This is a genomic window from Variovorax sp. 01N429 (genome assembly GCF_056399425.1).
In genome coordinates, this window is the sequence record NZ_JBFTRG010000002.1 from 75,876 (window position 1) to 94,030 (window position 18,155).

The window sequence follows — 18,155 nt, forward strand, 5'->3', positions numbered from 1 at the left end:
CGTGTCGCACAATCCGCGGCGTGTCATCCATCCCGCCTCCCGCTATCGCCGCCTCGCCGGCCCACTACGAGAATTTCCCCGTCGCCTCGTGGTTGTGTCCGCCCCGCTTGCGGCCGCCGATTGCCGCCATCTACCAATTCGCACGCACGGCGGACGATATTGCCGACGAAGGCGACGCCAGCGCCGCGCAGCGCCTGGACGATCTTCGGGCGTTTCGCGCTGATCTGGCCGCTGTCGCGCGCAAGGCAGCACCCTCGAATCGCTGGCCCGAAGTCTTCGGCCCGCTCGCGCACGCCATGCATGCCTTCGCGCTCCCTGAGAGCTTGCTCGCCGATCTTCTCTCGGCCTTCATGCAGGACATCCAGAAGACCCGCGACGGCGCGGGCTACGCCGACCGCGCCGAGTTGCTCGACTACTGCCGCCGCTCGGCCAACCCCGTCGGCAGATTGCTGCTTCATTTGTATGGCGTGAACGACGCGCACGCGCTCGGCCAGAGCGATGCGATTTGCACGGCGCTGCAACTGATCAATTTCTGGCAGGACCTGAGTGTCGATCTGCCGCGCGGCCGCCATTACCTGCCGCGCAGCGACGTCACCGCGCACGGGCTGAATGCGCACGACTTCAATGCCTTCCGGCCACTGGCGCCTGCGCCCGCACCGCCGGGTGCGATTTCGCTGGTCGCCGAGCAGGTCGCCTGGGCACGCGAACTGATGCATGAAGGCAAACCGCTCGTTCATCGCCTGCCCGGCCGCGCCGGATGGGAACTGCGCTTCGTCGTCCAGGGTGGCAGCCGCATCCTCGACAAGATCGAGGCGCTGGGCTGCGACACCTTCTCGCATCGCCCTACCATCGGCAAGTCCGATGTGCCGCTGCTCGCATGGCGGGCCCTGCGGATGCGGAGACAATCGCCCGCATGAAGAGGCCCGCACGATGACCCCCGAGCAGTACGTCCAGGACAAGGCCGCTGCGTCGGGCAGCAGTTTTTATTACGCGTTCCTGTTTCTCCCGAAGCCGCGCCGTGCGGCGATCACCGCCTTCTATGCGTTCTGCAGGGAAGTCGACGACGTGGTCGACGAAACAAGCGATCCGGGTGTCGCCGCCACCAAGCTCGCCTGGTGGCGCACCGAAGTCGCGCAGTCGTTCGCAGGCCAGCCACACCATCCGGTGATGCAGGCGCTGATGCCGCATGCGGCGGCCTACGGCATCGAGGAACGCCAGTTGCACGAAGTGATCGACGGCTGCCAGATGGACCTCGACCAGACGCGCTATCTCGACTTTCCAGCCTTGCGGCGCTACTGCCATCTGGTGGCCGGCGTGGTCGGAGAAGGCGCGGCGCGCATCTTCGGGCAGACCGATCCGCAAACCACGCAATACGCGCACAAGCTCGGCCTTGCGCTTCAGTTGACCAACATCATTCGCGATATCGGAGAAGACGCCTTGCGCGGACGAATCTACCTGCCGGTCAATGAACTGCAGCAGTTCGACGTCAAGGCGCATGAGATCCTCAACCGCGTGCACTCGGATCGCTTCGTCGCACTGATGAAGTTCCAGGCGGATCGCGCGCAGGCCGCGTACGACGAAGCCCTCGCCCTGCTCCCCCCAGCGGACCGGCGCATGCAGAAGCCCGGACTGATGATGGCGAGCATCTACCGCACGTTGTTGACGGAGATCGAGCGCGACAACTTCCAGGTGCTCAACCAGCGTGTGAGCCTGACCCCCGTACGCAAACTCTGGCTGGCATGGCGCGTCCAGGCGCTAGGCAAGTTATGACTCCCCCCCAGGTTGCCCGGCACTTCGTGTCCGGGCGCCCACCCCCTGCCGGGGGCGCCGCGCTGCGGCCCGGCAAAGCCGGTTCCGCCGCGGCCCACGAACAGGCGCGCTGCGCGCAGCCCACAGACAACCGCAGCGCGCGTTCCCCGAGGCCGGCGCAGCCAGGCCCGTTGGTGAAACACCGCGGAACTGGCTTCGCCAGGCCGCCAGTGTTGCCCCCGGTAGGGGGTGGGCGGCTACACGAAGTGAGCGAGCCTGGGGGCGAGCCTTGAATGTCCTTATCGTGGGCGGGGGATGGGCTGGGTTGGCGTGCGCCGTGGAGGCGGTGCGTGCGGGGCATTCGGTCAGTGTCTTTGAAGCGGCGCGCAATTGGGGCGGGCGGGCGCGCGCACTCGCGGCGACTTTGCCCGACGGGGAACGGGTGATGCTGGACAACGGGCAGCACATCCTGATTGGTGCCTATACCGATTCGCTGGGTCTGATGGCGCGTGTTGGCGTGGACGTGGATGCCGCTTTGCAGCGGATGCCGCTCACGCTTCGGTTTCCGGACGGCACAGGGCTCTCGCTGCCGCTACTGCCCCGCTGGCTCGATCGGGCAACGCGACGGATCGCGCCGCTGGATGTGCTGGCGGGCGTCGTCGGCGCGCGCGGGTGGTCCTGGCAGGACAAGTTGTCGCTGCTCAGGACCTCCTTGCAATGGCAGCGGCAAGGCTTTGTCTGCGATGAACGGCAAACGGTGGCCGGCCTTTGCGCCACGCTCACGCCGCGAGTGCGCGCCGAACTCACCGATCCGCTGTGCGTCTCGGCACTCAACACGCCGGCCGATCAGGCCAGCGGCAAGGTCTTCCTGCACGTGTTGGAGCAGGCGCTGTTTCGCACGCCGGGCGGCTCGCACTTGCTGCTGCCGCGGGTCGATCTCGGGGCGATCTTTCCGGATGCCGCGGACCGCTGGTTGCGCCGGCAAGGGGCGAGGACTGAACTTGGACGCCGCGTGCGCGCCATCACTCGGCAAGGCGACGGCTGGCTGGTTGACGATGAGCCCTTCGATCGGGTCGTGCTCGCCTGCGCGCCCTGGGAAGCCGCGCGTCTTGCGGCGGACCTCGCGCCGCGCTGGTCCGCCGTGGCCGAGGCGCTGACGCACGAAGCGATCACCACGGTCTATCTTTATGGCGAAGGGGCGGCGCTCTCCGCACCCTTTCTTGCCTTGCGCAGCACGCCCGAGGCGCCGGCGCAGTTCGCGTTCGATCGCGGCCGGCTCGGTGGTCCGCGTGGCCTGCTCGCTTTCGTGATCAGCGCGAGCACCGACGATCGCGAGGCACTTCAGTGGCAGGTGCAGGCACAGGCGCGCTCTCAGTTGGGGCAAGACGGATTGCAGCCGGTGTTGACGGTGATCGAACGGCGCGCGACCTTCGCATGCACGCCGGGGTTGGTCAGGCCATCGATGCATGTGGCGCCGGGTCTTGTTGCCTGCGGCGACTATGTCGAAAGCGGCTATCCCGGAACGCTCGAAGGCGCCGTTCGCAGCGCCATTGCCGCTGCTGCAACGATCTGATCGCGCAGCATCTGCGCCGATTCAAGCTCGGCCGACTGGCTTGCCTGCCCCCTCCCAGTCAGCCAGAAAGCCACTGGCCGGAGGGTTCACGTTCAGGATCGCATCGATCGGCCGAACCGCGGTGGCCGGCGCCGTTCGCATTGGCGGAGGCGATGGCCACTGCGGCGTCACGTGCGGACGCGGCTGCGTGTCGAGCGCGATGCTGTGCTTGTCCATCAGCCGGTACAAGGTCATTCGCGAGACGCCGAGTTCGCGCGCCGCATGCGTGACGTTGCGGCCAACGCGCGTCAGCGTGAGCACGATGACGTCGCGCTCGGCCGCCGTGCGCGCCGCATCCAATCCCATGCCGACCGGGTTGTCCGCTGGCATGAGGCCTAGATCGGTCGGCCCGATCAGACGACGGTCCGTCATGACGACGGCGCGCTGCACACGGTTGAAGAGCTCCCGTACATTGCCCGGCCAGGCGTGCGCCAGCATGGCCGCGACCGCCTGGCGGCTGAACCCCTTCACGCGTGCCCTGCTCTTGGCGGCACAGCGCTGAAAGAAATACTCCGCGAGGATCGGCACGTCTTCCATGCGCCGCCGCAATGGCGCGACTTCGATCGAAAGAACGTTGAGCCGATAAAAAAGATCGTCGCGAAACTGCCCGACAGCCACGGCCTCCGCCAAGTCCACGTGCGACGCGGCCACCACGCGCACATCGACATGCAGGTTGCGAACAGCCCCGACCCGGCTGATGGTCTTCTCTTGCAGGAAGCGCAGCAGATTGGTTTGCAGCTCGAGCGGGAGATCGCCGATCTCGTCGAGGAAGATCGTGCCGCCGTTCGCAGCTTCGATCAGCCCGCGCCGCTCCGACGAAGCCCCCGTGAATGCGCCGCGCTCATGCCCGAACAGTTCCGACTGGATCAATGACGGCGAGATGGCTCCGCAGTTGACCGCGACGAAAGGTCCGGCCGATCGCTGCGAGCATTGATGGATCGCGCGCGCGGCAAGCTCCTTGCCGCTGCCGCTTTCGCCGCCGATCAGGACCGGCGCATCGGTCGCCGCGACCTTGCGGATCTGTTGGCGCAAGCGCGTGATCGCGGGCCCCTGCCCCACCATGCCGAGCGCGTCGATCGCGTGGCTGTGCGCCGCGTCGTGCCGATGGCGAAGCATCGCGCGCTGGCTGGCATGCGCCAAGGTTCGCTCCAGCTCCTCAAGATCGACTGGCATCACCTGATGGTCGAAGAAGCATCCGAGCACCAGTTCGCGAAATCCGGCGGACTCCAGCGCATGCGGGTCGCACACGCTCACCCATTCGGAACCCGGCGAGCCATTGACACAGGCTTCAACGGCGGCCTCGGGCGCATTCAGCGTCGGCCCCACGATCAACATGCCGACTTTGAAATGCCGGTGCGCCTGCATGCGGCCGGCCGCCACCAGGTCGCCGACCTGCGTCACGTCCCATCCGCGCGCGACCAGCCGATCCACCACGTCGGCCGCGCCGCCACCCAGCGTCACGCAGAGAATGCTCCCGGGTTGCATCGCGAGGCACCAGACGGTTAGAACGACATCGGCAGCCTGACGGTCAGCTGGAGGTCCGGGGTGTCGCGCGTCAGGCCCGCACCCACGCTCACGTTGAAGACTGTCTTGTCGCTGTAGCGATACGAGTAACCCAGCAGCAGCGATGCGAGCTGCGTGCGTACCGAGCCGAGCACCGTCTGGCCGTTCTGCTTCGTGGGCGCGACGGAATAGAGTTCCACGCCGAGGCTGAAGGACGAGCGCTCATTGAGTGCCATGCCCATCCCGAAATTCATGCCGAACACGCCACCCGCCTGCACGTCGCCGAGAAACTCGGTCTGGCCGTTCAGCACGGTGCGGCTGACATCCTTGCGCGCGAAGTTGTAGGTGTAGCTGAGTCCGCCGAAGAAGACGGCCGGATCGGATGGCAGCAGGAAGTTGAGGCTCGGCTGCAATGAATAGAAGCCGGAGCCTGTCGGGAGTTCGAGGGGCAGCCCCGTGCCCGTGGTGTTGCCGATGCAGCGCGTCACGCAATCGGTCGCTACCTCGAAGGGGTCCTTGCCGTTGCGCGCCTTGAAGCGCAGGCCGCCGACGATGTAGGGCTTGTTGTTGTCTCGCCCATCCGCGATCTGATAGCGCACCGCAGCCTCGAGGTCGCCCATGCCGTTGCCGTGTGTATCGAACACGTTGTCGAAAGCAGAGCCGGTGAAGATTTCGCGGCTGATGGTGTTGTTCGAACGGTTGAGGTATGGGAGCTTCAATTCAAGCTCCGTGCGGTTGGTCACGCCCCAGCGACCGGTCAGTGCGGCAACGAAGGTGTTGTTCTTGTATTGCCGCACGTCGACCAAGCCGATCAGGATCGCCGGGATGACTGTGTACCCCACGAGCGCCACCTGATTGCTTGACGAGTAGCCGTATTGCAGCGATGGCTCGAAGACGAACTTGCCCTTCGGCGTGAGGATGCCGGGTTCCTCGAAGATCTGCGCCACCGGCGGTGCCTGGATTTCCTCGCTGGGCGCGACGCCGACGCGCACGGGCCTCGTCGACGTGTCCTCAGCGGCCTGGCCGGCTGCATTGGCTGCATTGGGTGCGGCGGCGCTCTCCAGCTCCGGCTTCGAGCCCGGAGCACGCAGCACGCGCGGCTCCTGGGCAACCTGGTTGACCGTCTGCGCCTGGGCATTGAGACGATCGGAGAGTTCCTTGTAGCGGCTCTCCTGCTCTGCAGCCTGCTGCCGCAAGGCGTCGATCTGGCGACCCTGCTCTGTCACCTGATGCTGAAGCGTCTCTATGCGCTTGTTGGCATTACGGGCAGCCGATGTGCCTTGACCTTGTGATTGCGCGATGGCGCTCGACCATGCCACGGAAGAGCATGCAAGTAGCACCAGCGCCCTGTGCGGGCGAATTGTCTCCATCTTTCCCTCTCGTTCTGCTTCTTCGTACGCGAGGTCCCGGCGGCAGCGTATACGTTTTGTTAACTTTTCGCCAAGGCGAATTTGAAAACAAAGGTAAGCGACCGAGGGGCAGCCGTGGTGGTGTCTCGAAGGTGTTGCAGTCGAGACACGAAAGCGTTCGCGGACGGGGTCGACGGCACGACTTGGCAGCCTTCCGCGCGTCTATCGCAGCACTCGCGAGAGCGCGCGATAAGGTCCGGCGCCCGTGTCCCATGGTTGAGACACAGCACGACTCTCGATGCATTCCGGCGCAAGCGCGGTCAGCGCTGGCGCTGCGCCCTCGCCGCGCCGATTCGCGCACGATTTGCCGTCAAGCGGATGTGACACCCCCAGTGAAAAACAGCCCCTTTGGGACACGTGAAACGCCCGGTACGCAAGTCGCCCGAATCGTCGCGTGCATGCTTGTCCCAATGAGGGAGCGCCTGCGCGCAACAAGCCGTAATTTGCTGGCACCGAAGTTGCACCGCGGCCTCTGATTTGCGGCGACGCACGTCAATACCAAGCTTGTTCAACTTTTTGGAGGGTTCATGAAAAAGACACTTTTGGCTTCGGCCATTGCGCTTGCCTTCGGGTTCAGCGGGGCAGTGTGGGCCGATCAGACGGCCGGACCATCAGGGCGCGGCGCGGACACCAATACGAATACGGACAGCAGCACGCATTCGTACACCGACAGCAGTACCTACACGGACAGCAGTACGCGAACCCGCACTGACAGCAGCACGCATTCGCGCACCCGGACCGGTGATGCAGAGGCCAGTGCCGCTCGTTCCGCAGCGCTGAACAACGGCTCGACGGGGACGTTCGACAACGCTTTCAACTTCAACAAGACGACCGCGACGGCGAGCAGCAATCTCAGCGGTACGGTGTCGAACAACTCCGTCTCCGGCATCGGCAACGTGGCCTACAACCTGGGTTCCGCGGCTGGTGGACGCGGCGCGGGCGGCACCGGCGGCACCGGCAGGGGCGGCACGGCCTCGGGCACGGGCGGCAACGGCGCCACTGGCGCCGGCGCAGTCGGTGCGGTGGGAGGGAGCGCATCCAACGGCGCCATCACGCATGGCAGCGCCACGAACGGCGGTTCGGCAGCGGGTGACGGCGGTAACGGCCTCGGCGGCATCGCGGCTGGCTTCGCCAACAGCGGACGCGCCTCATCCAGTGGCGGCGACGGCGGACGCGGCGGCTCGAGCGGCGACAGCGGCCGTGGCGGAAGCAGCGGCAGCCTGTCCGCTGCGCTGGGCGGCAGGAGCGGCGGTGGCGGCGGTGGCGGAAGCTCCGGCGGCACCTCGGCAGGCTCGGGTGGCAACGGCGGCGGCGGTGGTTCAGGTGGACTCGGCGGGTTGGGCGCTGGCGGCTCTGGCGGTGCGGGCGCAGCCGGCGGCGCAGGCGGTGCGGGCGGTGCCAGCGGCACGGCAGGCGCAGGCGGCGCGAGCGGTGCAGGCGGAGCCGGCACATCGACCAGCACGGCAGGCGCAGGCGGCGCGAGCGGCGCCACAGGTGCCGGTGGAGCAGGCGGTTCAGKCGGCGGCGGTGGAGCGGCCACCAGCACCGCAACCAGCACCCAGACCGGCGGCGCAGGGACAGGCGGAGCAGGCGGCTCGAGCACGAACGGCAGCGCCACCAACGGCAGCGCGAGCAACGGCAACAACACTGCCGGCGCTGGCGGAGCAGGCGGTAGCGGGACGGGCGGCGCCGGCGGCGCAGGCGGAACCAACACCGGCAACGGCGGAACCGGCGGCGTGGGCAATGGCGGCGTCGGTGGCGGCGGCGGAACGGTGACGGTCAATGCCGGCACGTTCAACATGTCCAACACCATGACGAGCGTCGGTCAAACAGCAGCGGGCATCATGGTCGCGAACCAGAACAGCGGCGTGTCGTCGCTGGTGCAGCAGAGCGTGAACGTCCAGGCGAACCTGAGCGTGGGTCGCTGATCGACAGCGAAGTCCGATGAGCGCCTGTGCAGCGTGACGGCTGCGCGGGCGCGCGTCGGCTCGCCTTAATAGCTGGCCAAGGGGGAGACGCCATGAAATTCATCACTCTCTGCGGGACCGCTTGCGCGGCCCTGGGGTTCCTGCTGCCGACGCTTGCAACGGCGCAGGGCATCGAGCCGGTCGGCGATGCGCCGGTCAAGGCCGAGCGCGTGGCCTTCGTCGCAACGCCGGTCGACCCTGACAAGCTGTCGGGCTATCGGGGCGGCACCGACATGGTTCGCAACGACATGACCCTGAACGGCACCACCGCCGACAACTCGGCACGCAACGTCAACACGGGCGACAACACCATCAGCGCGGGCTCGTTCGCGAACATGAACGGCTTGCCGGTCGTGATCCAGAACAGCGGCGCGAATGTGCTCATACAGAACGCGGTGATTCTTCATCTGCAGATGAACTGAGGAGAGCGCCGTGCGCCGCATGCTGCTTTCCGTCGCACTGCTCGCTGCAGCCACCGCAGCGCCGGCCCAGCGGGCCTATCTGTCGCTGGGGATGGGCGACGTCACCATGCCCATCACGAGCCTGAAGCAGGCGAAGACGGGGCGCACGCTGATCCAGAAGTACGACTTCAGTTGTGGATCGGCCGCTGTTGCCACCCTGCTCACGCACCACTACAACTATCCAGTCACCGAAGAGGCGGTGTTCAAGGAGATGTACGAGAACGGCGACCAGGAGAAGATCCACAAGGAAGGCTTCTCGCTGCTCGACATGAAGAGATATCTCGCTGCGCACGGCTTCGACGCCGACGGCTTCGAACAGCCGCTCGAGAGGCTGAGCCAAGCGCGCATCCCCGCCATCGTCCTGATCAACACGAACGGCTATCACCACTTCGTCGTGGTCAAGGGCCTGCAGGACGGTCGCGTACTTGTCGGCGACCCCGCCCAGGGCACACGGGCGGTGGCGCGCAAGGCTTTCGACGAGAGCTGGAAAAACGGGCTGCTCTTCGTCATTCACAACCGCATGGACACGGCCAAGTTCAACCTGGCCGCTGACTGGCGCGTCGCTCCGCATGCGCCCATCGGGCAGCAAGGCATCAGCCGCGACGGGCTTTGGCAGGTCACGATGCCGAAGCTGGGACCCGGGGAATTCTGATGAACGACATCCGCTTCCCTTTTGGCTTGCCTTCTGGCTTCCCTTTTGCCCGCGCCGGATTGCGGCTCGGCCTGTGCCTGCTTTTCGGCAGCGCCCTTTTGCCAGCGCTGCCGGCACAAGCGGCCGGACCCGATCCCGAAGAACCCAGCGCCGGCGTATGGATGACCGTCAGCGACCAGAAACTGGACCACATGCGCGGCGGCTTCGACCCGGGCACCGGCCTGCTGGTGAGCTTCGGAATCTCGCGCGCGACCTACATCAACGGCAGCCTCGTGACACAGACGACGCTCGACTTCAGCCATGTCAGAGACCTCACTCCGGCCCAGGCCACGCAGCTCAACAAGCAGATGGCGAGCCTGAACCTGGTCCAGAACGGCCCCGGTAACACCGTTCAGGCGCAGCAAGGCGGCGTCGCCTTCGGCACCGTGATCCAGAACACGCTGGACAACCAGCACATCGTGAATCAGACGGTCATCAACGCGAGCAGCAACTCAGCCGGAATGGTCAAGAACCTGAACACACTGTCGACACTGAACGACAGCCTCTTGCGCGCCGTCGGCTCGCGCTGAGCGACTCGACCTCAATCCGCGCGGCTGCTGCCGGGCATCAGCGCCACGCAGAGTGCGTGCAGGTTCGGCACGATGAGCTGCGGATGCGCGTCGTGCTCCCACGGCCGCTCGTCGCGCACCAGCCATGCGGCCTGCATACCGGCGCCGAGCGCGCCGACCACGTCCAGCGCCGCGTCATCACCGACGTGCAGCACGGCTTCGGGTTGCACTGCGACGGACGCGGCCGCAGCGCGGAAGATCGCGGCATGCGGTTTGCCACTGCCGAATTCACGTGCGTTGAACGCGGCACGAAACCAGCGCCCGACGCCGGTCCGATGCACGTCGGCATTGCCGTTGGAAATCGCTACCAGCGGATAGCGCTCGCTGAGCCATTTGAGCGCGGGCAAGGCGTCGTCGTAGAGCTCGACGCGTTGGCGCTCGGCAAAGAAGACATCGAAGGCCGGCTCCGCCAGCGCAGGGTCTTCACCCGAGCGGCGCAACGCCGCTCGAATCGATTCGCGTCGCATTGCGCTGAGATCGTGCGCCAGATCGGAACGCTCTTTTTCAGTGGCTTCGCGCAGTTCGCGCAGGATGCCCGGCGTGATGAGCAGGTTGGCGGTCTTGGGCGCTTCACGCAGCAGCCATTCGTGCAAGACGCGCTCGGCGCGTTCGATGGTGGGCCAGATCGGCCACAGCGTGTCGTCGAGATCGAGCGAAATCGCGGCGATGCGCTTCACGTCGAGGGTGATGGAATCGGGGGTCGCGTGGGCCATGGTCGAGAATATCGCATGCCCTTTCGAGACGAACCGCCCGCTGCCGAGAATGCCCAGGATCGCACTGCCGTGCTCTGGTGCAACCTGGGCTCCCCCGACGAGCCTACGGCGCAGGCGGTGCGCCCTTACCTTGCAGACTTTCTCGGCGACCCGCGCGTGGTCGAGATACCGCGCGCAGTCTGGGCGCTGATCCTGCACGGAATCATTCTGCGCACACGGCCCGCGAAGTCAGCCGCCAAGTACGCCAGCATCTGGACACCGGAGGGCTCGCCCCTCAAGGTCTGGACGAAAAAGCAAGCGACTCTCTTGAACGGCTGGCTCGGCGAAAGCGGGCATCGCGTGTCGGTTCGAGACGCGATGCGCTACGGCCAGCCTTCGATCGCAAGCCGGCTGGACGAGCTCAAGGCGCAAGGCGTGACCCGGGTGCTCGTGCTGCAGGCCTATCCGCAGTATTCGTCCACCACCACCGCGAGCGTGGTCGACGCCGTGAATGCGTGGAGCGCACGCGTGCGCCGCTTGCCGGAATTTCGCTTCGTCAACGACTATCACGACGACCCCGGCTATATCGACGCGCTGGCGCAGAGCGTGATGCGCTATTGGCAGCAGAACGGCCGGCCCGACCAGCTCGTGATGAGCTTCCACGGCATTCCGGAGCGCAATATCAAACTGGGCGACCCCTACCAGGCGCAATGCCTTGCCACGGCGCGGCTCCTGGCCGAACGCTTGCGCCTGACGCCGGCTCAATATCGCGTCACCTTTCAGTCGCGCTTCGGCCGCGCGAAATGGCTACAGCCCTACACCGAGCCCACCCTGCGCGAACTCGGCAGCGCGCGTGTTTCGCGCGTCGACGTGATGTGTCCCGGCTTTCCGGCGGACTGCCTCGAGACCCTGGAAGAAATCGCGATGGAAGGTCGCGATGCATTCCTCCAAGCCGGGGGCAAGACCTTTCACTACATCCCCTGTCTCAACGACAGCACCGTCTGGATCACGGCGCTGGCAGCCATCGCTGACCGCCACCTGGCGGGCTGGCCCACTCGGGCAGCCTGAGCGGATCAGAGGCGTCCCAGATAGTCGGGCTTGCCCACAGGTACGCCACTGTGACGCAGCACGTCATACGCCGTGGTGACATGGAAAAAGAAGTTGGGCAGCGAGAACTGCAGCAGGTAGCGCTGGGCCGGAAACTTCAGTTCAGTGCCGCGCACCTTCATCGTGATCTCGCGCTCCTCGGCGCCATCGATCAATGACCGATCCACGGTCTGCAGATAGTCGACCGTCTTCGCGATCCGCGCCTGCAGTTGTGCGTAGGTCGTTTCGTCGTCCGCAAAGCTCGGCGCGGTAACGCCCGCGAGGCGCGCGGTGCCGAACTTCGCGGCATCGCTCGCACTCTGGACCTGCCCGGCCAGCGTGAACATGTCCGGCGCGAGACGCGCGCTGACGAGTTCCGAAGGATCGATGCCGGCTTCTTGCGCGTGTGCAAGGCCTTTGTCCAGGATGTGCGTGAGTTGGCCGAGTCCGCGAATGAACACCGGGACGGAAACGTCGTAGAGCGAGAGCGCCATGAAATGACTCCGAGTTGAAAGAGGCGGCACGATTGTGCGGCCCCCGGCGCTCAGATGCTGGCGGCGCGAATAAAGGCTTCGATCGGCGCCAGGTGCTCCGGCACGTTGAGCGCTGGCGCATGGCCGCATCCCGGCACCTCGATGATCTGCAGCCGCCCCTTCACGCCGGGCCCTCGGCCGCGCATCTCGTCCAGCGTCTCACGCAGGACCAGATCCGAATCGACACCACGCAGGCACAGCACGGGCACGTCGATCGCGTCGTAGTGCGACCACAGCAGGTAGTCGTCGGGATGCGCGGTGAACTGCCGAACCATGGCGGGGTCGTAATGCGGCGTCACCCGGCCATCGGGCAGCCGGCGTGTCGACGTCTCGGTGAGCCGCCGCCACTGCGCATCGCTGAGCCAACCGTAAGGCTTGTAGACGATGCGAAAGAAGGTTTCGAGCTCGGCCACCGTGTCGAAGGCCGGCGGCTTGCCGGCGTACGAGCGAATGCGTTCGACCGCCGCATCGGCGATCTGGGGCGCGTTGTCGTTGAGCACCAGGCTTGCGATGCGCGGCTTCATCGAAGGTTCGGCGATCCCGCCCGCGCAAACCATGCCGATCGCCCCGCCCATCGACGTGCCGACCCAATGGACATTCGTGAGCTTCAATTCATCGAAGAACGCCGTCGCCACCCGCGCGTAAAAGGACAACTGGTATTCATCGTCCGGCGCAGGGCTCCATTGGCTCAGACCACGGCCGATGGTGTCCGGGCAGATCACGCGAAAGCCCCGCTCGGCGAAATGCGCCGCGAGTTCGTCCATGTCGCGGCAGGTGCGCGCGAGACCATGCCAGGCGACGATCACCTGGCCGTCCGCGTGGCCCCAATCCATCCAGTGGATCTCGCGGCCCGCGAGTTGCGCGTAGTTCGAAGTCGGTGATTTCATCGCGATGCCCTTGCACGGAGACGGCCGACGATGCCGGTCGGAAAGTAGTAGACCGAGAGCACGAACAGAACGCCGAGCCACAGCAGCCAGCGGTCAGGCGACAGCAGCGCGGCGAGCAAAGGCACGCCGCTCACGGCTTCACTCCCGAGGCGGAGCAGGTCCTGCAGATAGCTCTGCGCGATGACGAAGATCACAGCGCCGATCACTGCGCCGTAGATCGTGCCCATGCCGCCGATCACCACGATCAGCAGCACATCGATCATGATTTCGAAGCTCAGTGAAGTGTCCGGCCCGTTGTAGCGCAGCCAGACCGCGAGCATCGCGCCCGCCAGCGTGGCGAACAGCGCGGACAGCACGGATGCTGTCGTGCGATAGACCACCACCCGATAGCCGATCGCCTCGGCGCGGAACTCGTTTTCGCGGATCGCCTGCAGCACGCGGCCGAACGGCGAATTCACGATGCGCAGCAGCGCCAGCACGAGCACTACCGCCAGCACAAAGAGCAGGTAGTAGCACAGCAAGCGCCCGTCGAGTGACACACCGAGGAACGGCTCTTCCGAAAACTCGAAGCTCGGCGAGATCAGTTCAGGCAGCTTGAAGGTCAGCCCGTCTTCCCCGCCGGTGAAATCCGACAGTTGCGAGGCCAGCGTCTGGAACGCCGAAGCCACCGCCAGCGTGATCATCGCGAAGAAGATTGCGCGCACACGCAGCGAAAAGAGCCCGATTGCAAGCGACAGCACGAGCGAGATCGCAAGCGCCGCACCCAGCCCGATGAGCAGCGCGCCCCACCCTGCGCCGAGCCGGCTCGCCGAGATCGCAATGCCATAGGCGCCGATGCCGAAGAACATCGTCTGCGCAAAGCTCACAATGCCCGTGTAGCCCAGCAGCAGGTCGAAGCTCGCGACCAGCACGATGAACACCAGCACCTTGGCGGCAACACTGAGCGCCTTGACGCCCGGGAAGATGAAGGGCGCGAATGCAAGGCCGAGCACCAGCACCGCGAGCAACACTGCCAGCAGCCGGCTGCGCGGCAGGTCGTTGGAAAGAAGACGGGTCAGCATGATCGTCCCTTCAACGGTTCGCCACCGGGTACACACCCTGCGGACGCCACAGCAGCACGGCCACCATCAGGAAGATGCTGGCGAACTGCGTCAACGCCGGCAGCAAGAACCCCGTGTAGTTGTTCATCAGCCCGACGAGCAAGGCGCCGATCAGCGCGCCAGTGGTCGAGCCCAGGCCACCGATGATGATCACGATGAAGATCAGCACGTTGACCTGCGAACCCATCTGCGGAACCAGGTTCTGCTGGAAGAGCCCCCACATCACGCCGCCGAGGCCCGCGAGCGCACTGCCCACCACGAAGACGCCGATGAAAAGCCGTCCGATGCGATAGCCGAGCGACTCGACCATTTCGCGATCCTGCACGCCCGCGCGAATCAGCAGTCCGATCTTGGTACGGCCCAGCGTCCAGGCCAAGAGGCCAAATACGAAAGCACCGACGATGACCGCGAGGATTCGGTATTTGCTGATGGCCGCGTCTCCCACGAGCAGCGAACCGCGCAGTGCATCGGGCAAGGGCAGCGGAATCTGCCCAGGGCCCCAGATGACCTTGATCATCTCCTCGCCGATGATCATTCCGCCCATCGTGATGAGGATCTGCTTCAGGTGCTGTCCGTACACGGGCCGCACGATGAAGCGTTCGAACGCCAGTCCGACCGCGCCCGCGACGGCCATCGCAACCAGCATCGCAGGGAACACGGCAACGAGGTTGCGCCAGAGCTCCTGCGAACCGGTCCAGTCGCTCATGCCGCCAAGCACGCTGCTGGCGACAAAGGCGCCGAGTGCGATGAACACGCCGTGGCCAAAATTCAGCACGTCCATCAGCCCGAAAACCAAAGTGAGGCCCGAGGCGATGATGAAGATGATCATGCCCATTGCGAGCCCCGCAACCGTCAGCGTGAGCCAGGTCGAGAAGGAGCCCGTCAACGGCAGCGCGATCAGCGCAAGCACTGGCACCAGAGCCAGCGGCTTCCAGTCAAAATCCATCTTCATAAAGCCAGCCCCAGCAGCGACTGCTGCAACTGCTCGTCCGCAGAGAACGCCGCCATGCTTCCGCTGTGCACGACGACGCCGTTGTCCATCACGGCCACGGTGTCACCGAGACGTTGCGCAAAGTTGATGTTCTGCTCGACCAGCAGGATCGTCACGCCGCTGCGCTTCAGTTCGCTGAAAGCATCGATCATGTTGTTGATGATGGCCGGCGCAAGACCCTTGCTCGGCTCATCGATGATGAGCAACTCACGCGGCTCGACGATGGCACGCGACACCGCCAGCATCTGCTTCTGCCCACCCGACAGCTTGCCTGCGGGATGATTCCAGAACTTCTCGACGGCCGGGAACAGCTTGAAGATCCACTGCAGGCGCTTGTCGTCCATCTGCTCGGCGTTCTTCGCACCGCGTGCGGCAAGCAGCATGTTCTCCTTGACCGTCAGATCCGAGAAGATGCCCATGTTCTCCGGCACATAGGCAATGCCGAGCTCGGCGATCTGCGGCGTGTGCAGCGCGGTGATGTCCTTGCCGCCGAAGCGAACGGCGCCCTGCGACGCATGCCACAGGCCCATGATGGTCCGCAGCGTCGTGGTCTTGCCCGCGCCATTGCGGCCCAGCAGCATCGTGAGCTGCCCCTTCGGCACCGCGAGTTCAACGCCGTGCAAGATGTGATACGCGCCGATGTGCGTGTGCACGCCGGTCATCTCCAGCAGGTTGTCGCTCATGCGCCCTCCTTCGCGACGCCCAGATAGGCTTCCTGCACCACCGGCGACGCAATGACCTCGGCCGGTTCGCCATCGGCCACCAACTGGCCGTTGTGCAGCACGATGATCCGGTCGGCCAGTTCGCGCACCACATCCATCTTGTGCTCCACCAGCAGGATCGTCTTTGTCTTGTCTTTCTTCAGCGCGCGGATCAGGTCGAGGATGACCGGCGCCTCCGCTGCATTCATGCCAGCGGTCGGCTCATCGAACATGAACACCTTCGGCTCCAGCGCCATCAGCAGTGCGACTTCGAGCTTGCGCTGATCGCCATGCGGCAGGCTCGCGACGCTCGCGTGCTCCTTCGACTTCAGCGCGACGTCCGCCAGGATCTGGTCGGCCCGCTTGGTCAGCGCCCGGTGATCACTCCAGATGCTCCAGAGATTGAGGCCCCGTCGATGCGCACCTTCGCGCGTCGCCTGCACGGCCAGCCGCACGTTTTCCAGAACCGTGAGGTTCGGAAAAAGATTGGTCAGCTGAAAAGCACGCCCCAGCCCCGCCCGCGTGCGAGCCGAAGCCGGCAATCCGGACAGCAATTGCCCGTCGAGCGAGACAGTCCCCTCCGTAGCCTTCAACTGCCCGGAGATGAGATTGAAGTACGTCGTCTTGCCAGCTCCATTCGGGCCAACAATCGCAGTCAATGTGCCAGGCGCGAAAGCGCAGCTGACGGCATTCACCGCCACGTGTCCGCCAAAGCGAATCGTGAGATTTCGAGTTTCGAGCATCAAGTATTCCGCACACCGCGCCCCGTCTCCCGGCAAGCGCAGCGAAGCCAGTTCGTGAAACACCGCGGAACCGGCTTTGCCGGGCCGCTGGTGTTGCCCCCTGAAAGGGGGTAGGCGGAGCGACACGAAGTGCGCGCAGCCTGGGGGTAGCGCTCTACCGCTTATTCCGGATCGGGATGTCCATCTCTTCGGGCTTGATCTCGTGCACGAGTTCAGGCACGCCCCACGCGAATGCTGGGTCCACCTTGATCTTGAAGTGGTACATGCTCTGCATCGCCTGATGGTCTTCCTTGCGGAAAGTCATCTTGCCCTTGGGCGTGTCGAAGCTCATGCCTTCCATGGTCGAGATGAGCTTGTTGGTGTTGGTGTCGCCGCCCGTCTTCTTGAGCGCAGTCACCACCGCCATTGCCGCAGAGAAACCACCAGCGGTGAAGAAGTCCGGCGGCGACTTGAATTCCTTGTAGTGCATCGACACCATCGCGTCGTTGACCGGGTTCTTCGGGATTCCGAAGTAGTAGTAGGCCGCACCCTCCATCCCCGGCAGCGCCTTGTAGGCCGCCATGGCCGGCAGGATGTTGCCGCCTGTCGCGATCTCGATGTTGTAGCGCTTCAGGTCGAGGTCGACGATCTTGAACGGATTGCCCGCGCCCGCCCAGACGATCCAGATGATCTTGCGGCCCGGCTTGTCCTTGAGCGCGTCGATGAGGCGTTGCGCACCCGCGGTGAAGTCGGTCGTCGCGGGCGGGAGGTATTCCTCATGCGCGAGCTTGGCCTTCTTGAGGGCGTCCTTGAAAGCCTTCACGCCGTCGCGGCCGAAGGCGTTGTCCTGCGCCAGCGTGGCGACTGTGACACCGGGCTTGTCGATCGCGACCGCATTGCTGATGGCGTCCTGCGAGCTGTTGCGGCCGGTGCGGAAGATGTACTTGTTCCACTTGTCGCCAGTGATGGAATCGGCCACCGCGGGCTCGACCAGCAGGATCTTCTTGTATTCCTCAGCGACCGGCAGCATTGCCAGCGCGACGCCGGATGACGTCGGGCCAATCGCCAGCGCGGCCTTGTCGTCGGCGTAGGCCGCGGCCAACAGCGACTTGCCAAGATCGGGCTTGCCTTGATCATCCTTTTCGATCACGACGATCTTCTTGCCGTTGACCTCCATCGTGCCGCCGGTCGCGTAATCGAAGCCCATCATGAGGCCGGTCTGCGTCTGCTTGCCATAGGCTTCGAGCGGACCGGTCTTGCTGTAGATGTGGGCGATGCGGATCTCGTTGGGCTGGGCCGAGGCCGGAGCGGTCAAGGCGGAGGCTCCCGCGATGGCAAGGGTTGCCAGCGCGACGAGGTAACGACGTTGCATTCTTTGTCTCCTGAAAATGTGTGGCTGAATATTGCACAGTTCATGCCATGCTGTTGCTCGCCCCCAGGCTGCGCGCACTTCGTGTCGCTTCGCCAACCCCCTACCGGGGG

At 65.2% G+C, this 18,155-nt stretch carries 18 protein-coding genes; 8 read left to right on the forward strand and 10 right to left on the reverse strand.

Annotated features, from left to right (window positions below; genetic code table 11):
- Nucleotides 1–20: 20 nt before the first annotated feature.
- From hpnC to hpnE, 3 genes are all read left to right on the forward strand, one after another.
- Nucleotides 21–917: a squalene synthase HpnC gene (gene hpnC, locus AC1DSF_RS03575; protein ID WP_478123504.1), complete on the forward strand. Its 897-nt coding sequence runs from the start codon at nt 21–23 to the stop codon at nt 915–917.
- Nucleotides 918–930: 13 nt separating this feature from the next.
- Entirely contained in the window at nt 931–1,770 is an 840-nt protein-coding gene (gene hpnD / locus AC1DSF_RS03580) for a presqualene diphosphate synthase HpnD (protein ID WP_478123505.1), read from the forward strand.
- A 268-nt stretch (nt 1,771–2,038) separates the two neighbouring features.
- Nucleotides 2,039–3,322: a hydroxysqualene dehydroxylase HpnE gene (gene hpnE, locus AC1DSF_RS03585; RefSeq protein ID WP_478123506.1), complete on the forward strand. Its 1,284-nt coding sequence runs from the start codon at nt 2,039–2,041 to the stop codon at nt 3,320–3,322.
- Nucleotides 3,323–3,343: 21 nt separating this feature from the next.
- Here hpnE and AC1DSF_RS03590 read toward each other — a convergent pair whose 3' ends face one another.
- Together AC1DSF_RS03590 and AC1DSF_RS03595 are read right to left on the reverse strand one after the other, a co-directional pair.
- The gene (locus AC1DSF_RS03590; RefSeq protein WP_478123507.1) at nt 3,344–4,846 is read right to left on the reverse strand and encodes a sigma-54 dependent transcriptional regulator; all 1,503 of its coding nucleotides are present in this window, start codon (nt 4,844–4,846) and stop codon (nt 3,344–3,346) included.
- A 17-nt stretch (nt 4,847–4,863) separates the two neighbouring features.
- Nucleotides 4,864–6,234 carry an acetate kinase gene (locus AC1DSF_RS03595; RefSeq protein ID WP_478123508.1) on the reverse strand — a complete coding sequence of 457 codons (1,371 nt, stop codon included), beginning with the start codon at nt 6,232–6,234 and terminating at the stop codon, nt 4,864–4,866.
- 566 nt (nt 6,235–6,800) lie between these two features.
- On the opposite strand from AC1DSF_RS03595, the gene AC1DSF_RS03600 reads away from it, so the two are divergent.
- The 4 genes from AC1DSF_RS03600 to AC1DSF_RS03615 all read left to right on the forward strand — a co-directional run bounded on the left by AC1DSF_RS03600 (nt 6,801) and on the right by AC1DSF_RS03615 (nt 9,922).
- Complete coding sequence (locus AC1DSF_RS03600; RefSeq protein ID WP_478182342.1) at nt 6,801–8,201, forward strand: hypothetical protein; 1,401 nt, start codon at nt 6,801–6,803, stop codon at nt 8,199–8,201.
- A 92-nt stretch (nt 8,202–8,293) separates the two neighbouring features.
- The gene (locus tag AC1DSF_RS03605; protein WP_478182343.1) at nt 8,294–8,662 is read left to right on the forward strand and encodes a hypothetical protein; all 369 of its coding nucleotides are present in this window, start codon (nt 8,294–8,296) and stop codon (nt 8,660–8,662) included.
- A 19-nt stretch (nt 8,663–8,681) separates the two neighbouring features.
- Nucleotides 8,682–9,353, forward strand: a complete 672-nt coding sequence (locus tag AC1DSF_RS03610; RefSeq protein WP_478123977.1) for a C39 family peptidase — start codon at nt 8,682–8,684, stop codon at nt 9,351–9,353.
- Entirely contained in the window at nt 9,353–9,922 is a 570-nt protein-coding gene (locus AC1DSF_RS03615; protein WP_478123511.1) for a hypothetical protein, read from the forward strand. Before AC1DSF_RS03610 ends, AC1DSF_RS03615 begins: the two co-directional genes overlap by 1 nt.
- Before the next feature lie 11 nt (nt 9,923–9,933).
- On the opposite strand, the gene AC1DSF_RS03620 is transcribed toward AC1DSF_RS03615, so the two are convergent.
- Nucleotides 9,934–10,674: an HAD family hydrolase gene (locus tag AC1DSF_RS03620; protein WP_478123512.1), complete on the reverse strand. Its 741-nt coding sequence runs from the start codon at nt 10,672–10,674 to the stop codon at nt 9,934–9,936.
- Between the two features lie 15 nt (nt 10,675–10,689).
- Between AC1DSF_RS03620 and hemH the strand changes: the two genes are divergently transcribed.
- Nucleotides 10,690–11,721, forward strand: coding sequence for a ferrochelatase (gene hemH, locus AC1DSF_RS03625; protein ID WP_478182344.1), 1,032 nt, complete (start codon nt 10,690–10,692; stop codon nt 11,719–11,721).
- Nucleotides 11,722–11,726: 5 nt separating this feature from the next.
- Here the strand turns inward: hemH and AC1DSF_RS03630 are convergent, their stop codons facing one another.
- The 7 genes from AC1DSF_RS03630 to AC1DSF_RS03660 all read right to left on the reverse strand — a co-directional run bounded on the left by AC1DSF_RS03630 (nt 11,727) and on the right by AC1DSF_RS03660 (nt 18,045).
- On the reverse strand, nt 11,727–12,233 hold the full coding sequence (locus AC1DSF_RS03630; RefSeq protein WP_478182345.1) for a DUF1993 domain-containing protein: 507 nt from the start codon (nt 12,231–12,233) through the stop codon (nt 11,727–11,729).
- A 50-nt stretch (nt 12,234–12,283) separates the two neighbouring features.
- A complete protein-coding gene (locus AC1DSF_RS03635) occupies nt 12,284–13,159 on the reverse strand; it encodes an alpha/beta fold hydrolase (RefSeq protein WP_478182346.1) in 876 nt (291 codons plus the stop codon).
- Nucleotides 13,156–14,220, reverse strand: coding sequence for a branched-chain amino acid ABC transporter permease (locus AC1DSF_RS03640; protein ID WP_478144599.1), 1,065 nt, complete (start codon nt 14,218–14,220; stop codon nt 13,156–13,158). The genes AC1DSF_RS03635 and AC1DSF_RS03640 overlap by 4 nt, the downstream gene beginning before the upstream one ends.
- A 10-nt stretch (nt 14,221–14,230) precedes the next feature.
- Nucleotides 14,231–15,211, reverse strand: a complete 981-nt coding sequence (locus AC1DSF_RS03645) for a branched-chain amino acid ABC transporter permease (RefSeq protein WP_478123517.1) — start codon at nt 15,209–15,211, stop codon at nt 14,231–14,233.
- Nucleotides 15,208–15,933, reverse strand: coding sequence for an ABC transporter ATP-binding protein (locus tag AC1DSF_RS03650; RefSeq protein WP_478182347.1), 726 nt, complete (start codon nt 15,931–15,933; stop codon nt 15,208–15,210). Before AC1DSF_RS03650 ends, AC1DSF_RS03645 begins: the two co-directional genes overlap by 4 nt.
- Nucleotides 15,930–16,694, reverse strand: a complete 765-nt coding sequence (locus AC1DSF_RS03655) for an ABC transporter ATP-binding protein (RefSeq protein ID WP_478123519.1) — start codon at nt 16,692–16,694, stop codon at nt 15,930–15,932. The genes AC1DSF_RS03650 and AC1DSF_RS03655 overlap by 4 nt, the downstream gene beginning before the upstream one ends.
- Nucleotides 16,695–16,848: 154 nt before the next feature.
- Nucleotides 16,849–18,045, reverse strand: coding sequence for a substrate-binding domain-containing protein (locus AC1DSF_RS03660; RefSeq protein ID WP_478123520.1), 1,197 nt, complete (start codon nt 18,043–18,045; stop codon nt 16,849–16,851).
- Between the last annotated feature and the right edge of the window lie 110 nt (nt 18,046–18,155).

Excerpts from the sequence above, each read along its gene's own strand:
- hpnD (WP_478123505.1), top strand. The coding sequence starts at position 931 with ATGACCCCCGAGCAGTACGTCCAGGACAAGGCCGCTGCGTCGGGCAGC.
- AC1DSF_RS03590 (WP_478123507.1), bottom strand. The coding sequence starts at position 4,846 with ATGCAACCCGGGAGCATTCTCTGCGTGACGCTGGGTGGCGGCGCGGCC.
- AC1DSF_RS03595 (WP_478123508.1), bottom strand. The coding sequence starts at position 6,234 with ATGGAGACAATTCGCCCGCACAGGGCGCTGGTGCTACTTGCATGCTCT.
- AC1DSF_RS03605 (WP_478182343.1), top strand. The coding sequence starts at position 8,294 with ATGAAATTCATCACTCTCTGCGGGACCGCTTGCGCGGCCCTGGGGTTC.
- AC1DSF_RS03610 (WP_478123977.1), top strand. The coding sequence starts at position 8,682 with ATGCTGCTTTCCGTCGCACTGCTCGCTGCAGCCACCGCAGCGCCGGCC.
- AC1DSF_RS03615 (WP_478123511.1), top strand. The coding sequence starts at position 9,353 with ATGAACGACATCCGCTTCCCTTTTGGCTTGCCTTCTGGCTTCCCTTTT.
- AC1DSF_RS03620 (WP_478123512.1), bottom strand. The coding sequence starts at position 10,674 with ATGGCCCACGCGACCCCCGATTCCATCACCCTCGACGTGAAGCGCATC.
- hemH (WP_478182344.1), top strand. The coding sequence starts at position 10,690 with ATGCCCTTTCGAGACGAACCGCCCGCTGCCGAGAATGCCCAGGATCGC.
- AC1DSF_RS03630 (WP_478182345.1), bottom strand. The coding sequence starts at position 12,233 with ATGGCGCTCTCGCTCTACGACGTTTCCGTCCCGGTGTTCATTCGCGGA.
- AC1DSF_RS03635 (WP_478182346.1), bottom strand. The coding sequence starts at position 13,159 with ATGAAATCACCGACTTCGAACTACGCGCAACTCGCGGGCCGCGAGATC.
- AC1DSF_RS03640 (WP_478144599.1), bottom strand. The coding sequence starts at position 14,220 with ATGCTGACCCGTCTTCTTTCCAACGACCTGCCGCGCAGCCGGCTGCTG.
- AC1DSF_RS03645 (WP_478123517.1), bottom strand. The coding sequence starts at position 15,211 with ATGAAGATGGATTTTGACTGGAAGCCGCTGGCTCTGGTGCCAGTGCTT.
- AC1DSF_RS03650 (WP_478182347.1), bottom strand. The coding sequence starts at position 15,933 with ATGAGCGACAACCTGCTGGAGATGACCGGCGTGCACACGCACATCGGC.
- AC1DSF_RS03655 (WP_478123519.1), bottom strand. The coding sequence starts at position 16,694 with ATGCTCGAAACTCGAAATCTCACGATTCGCTTTGGCGGACACGTGGCG.
- AC1DSF_RS03660 (WP_478123520.1), bottom strand. The coding sequence starts at position 18,045 with ATGCAACGTCGTTACCTCGTCGCGCTGGCAACCCTTGCCATCGCGGGA.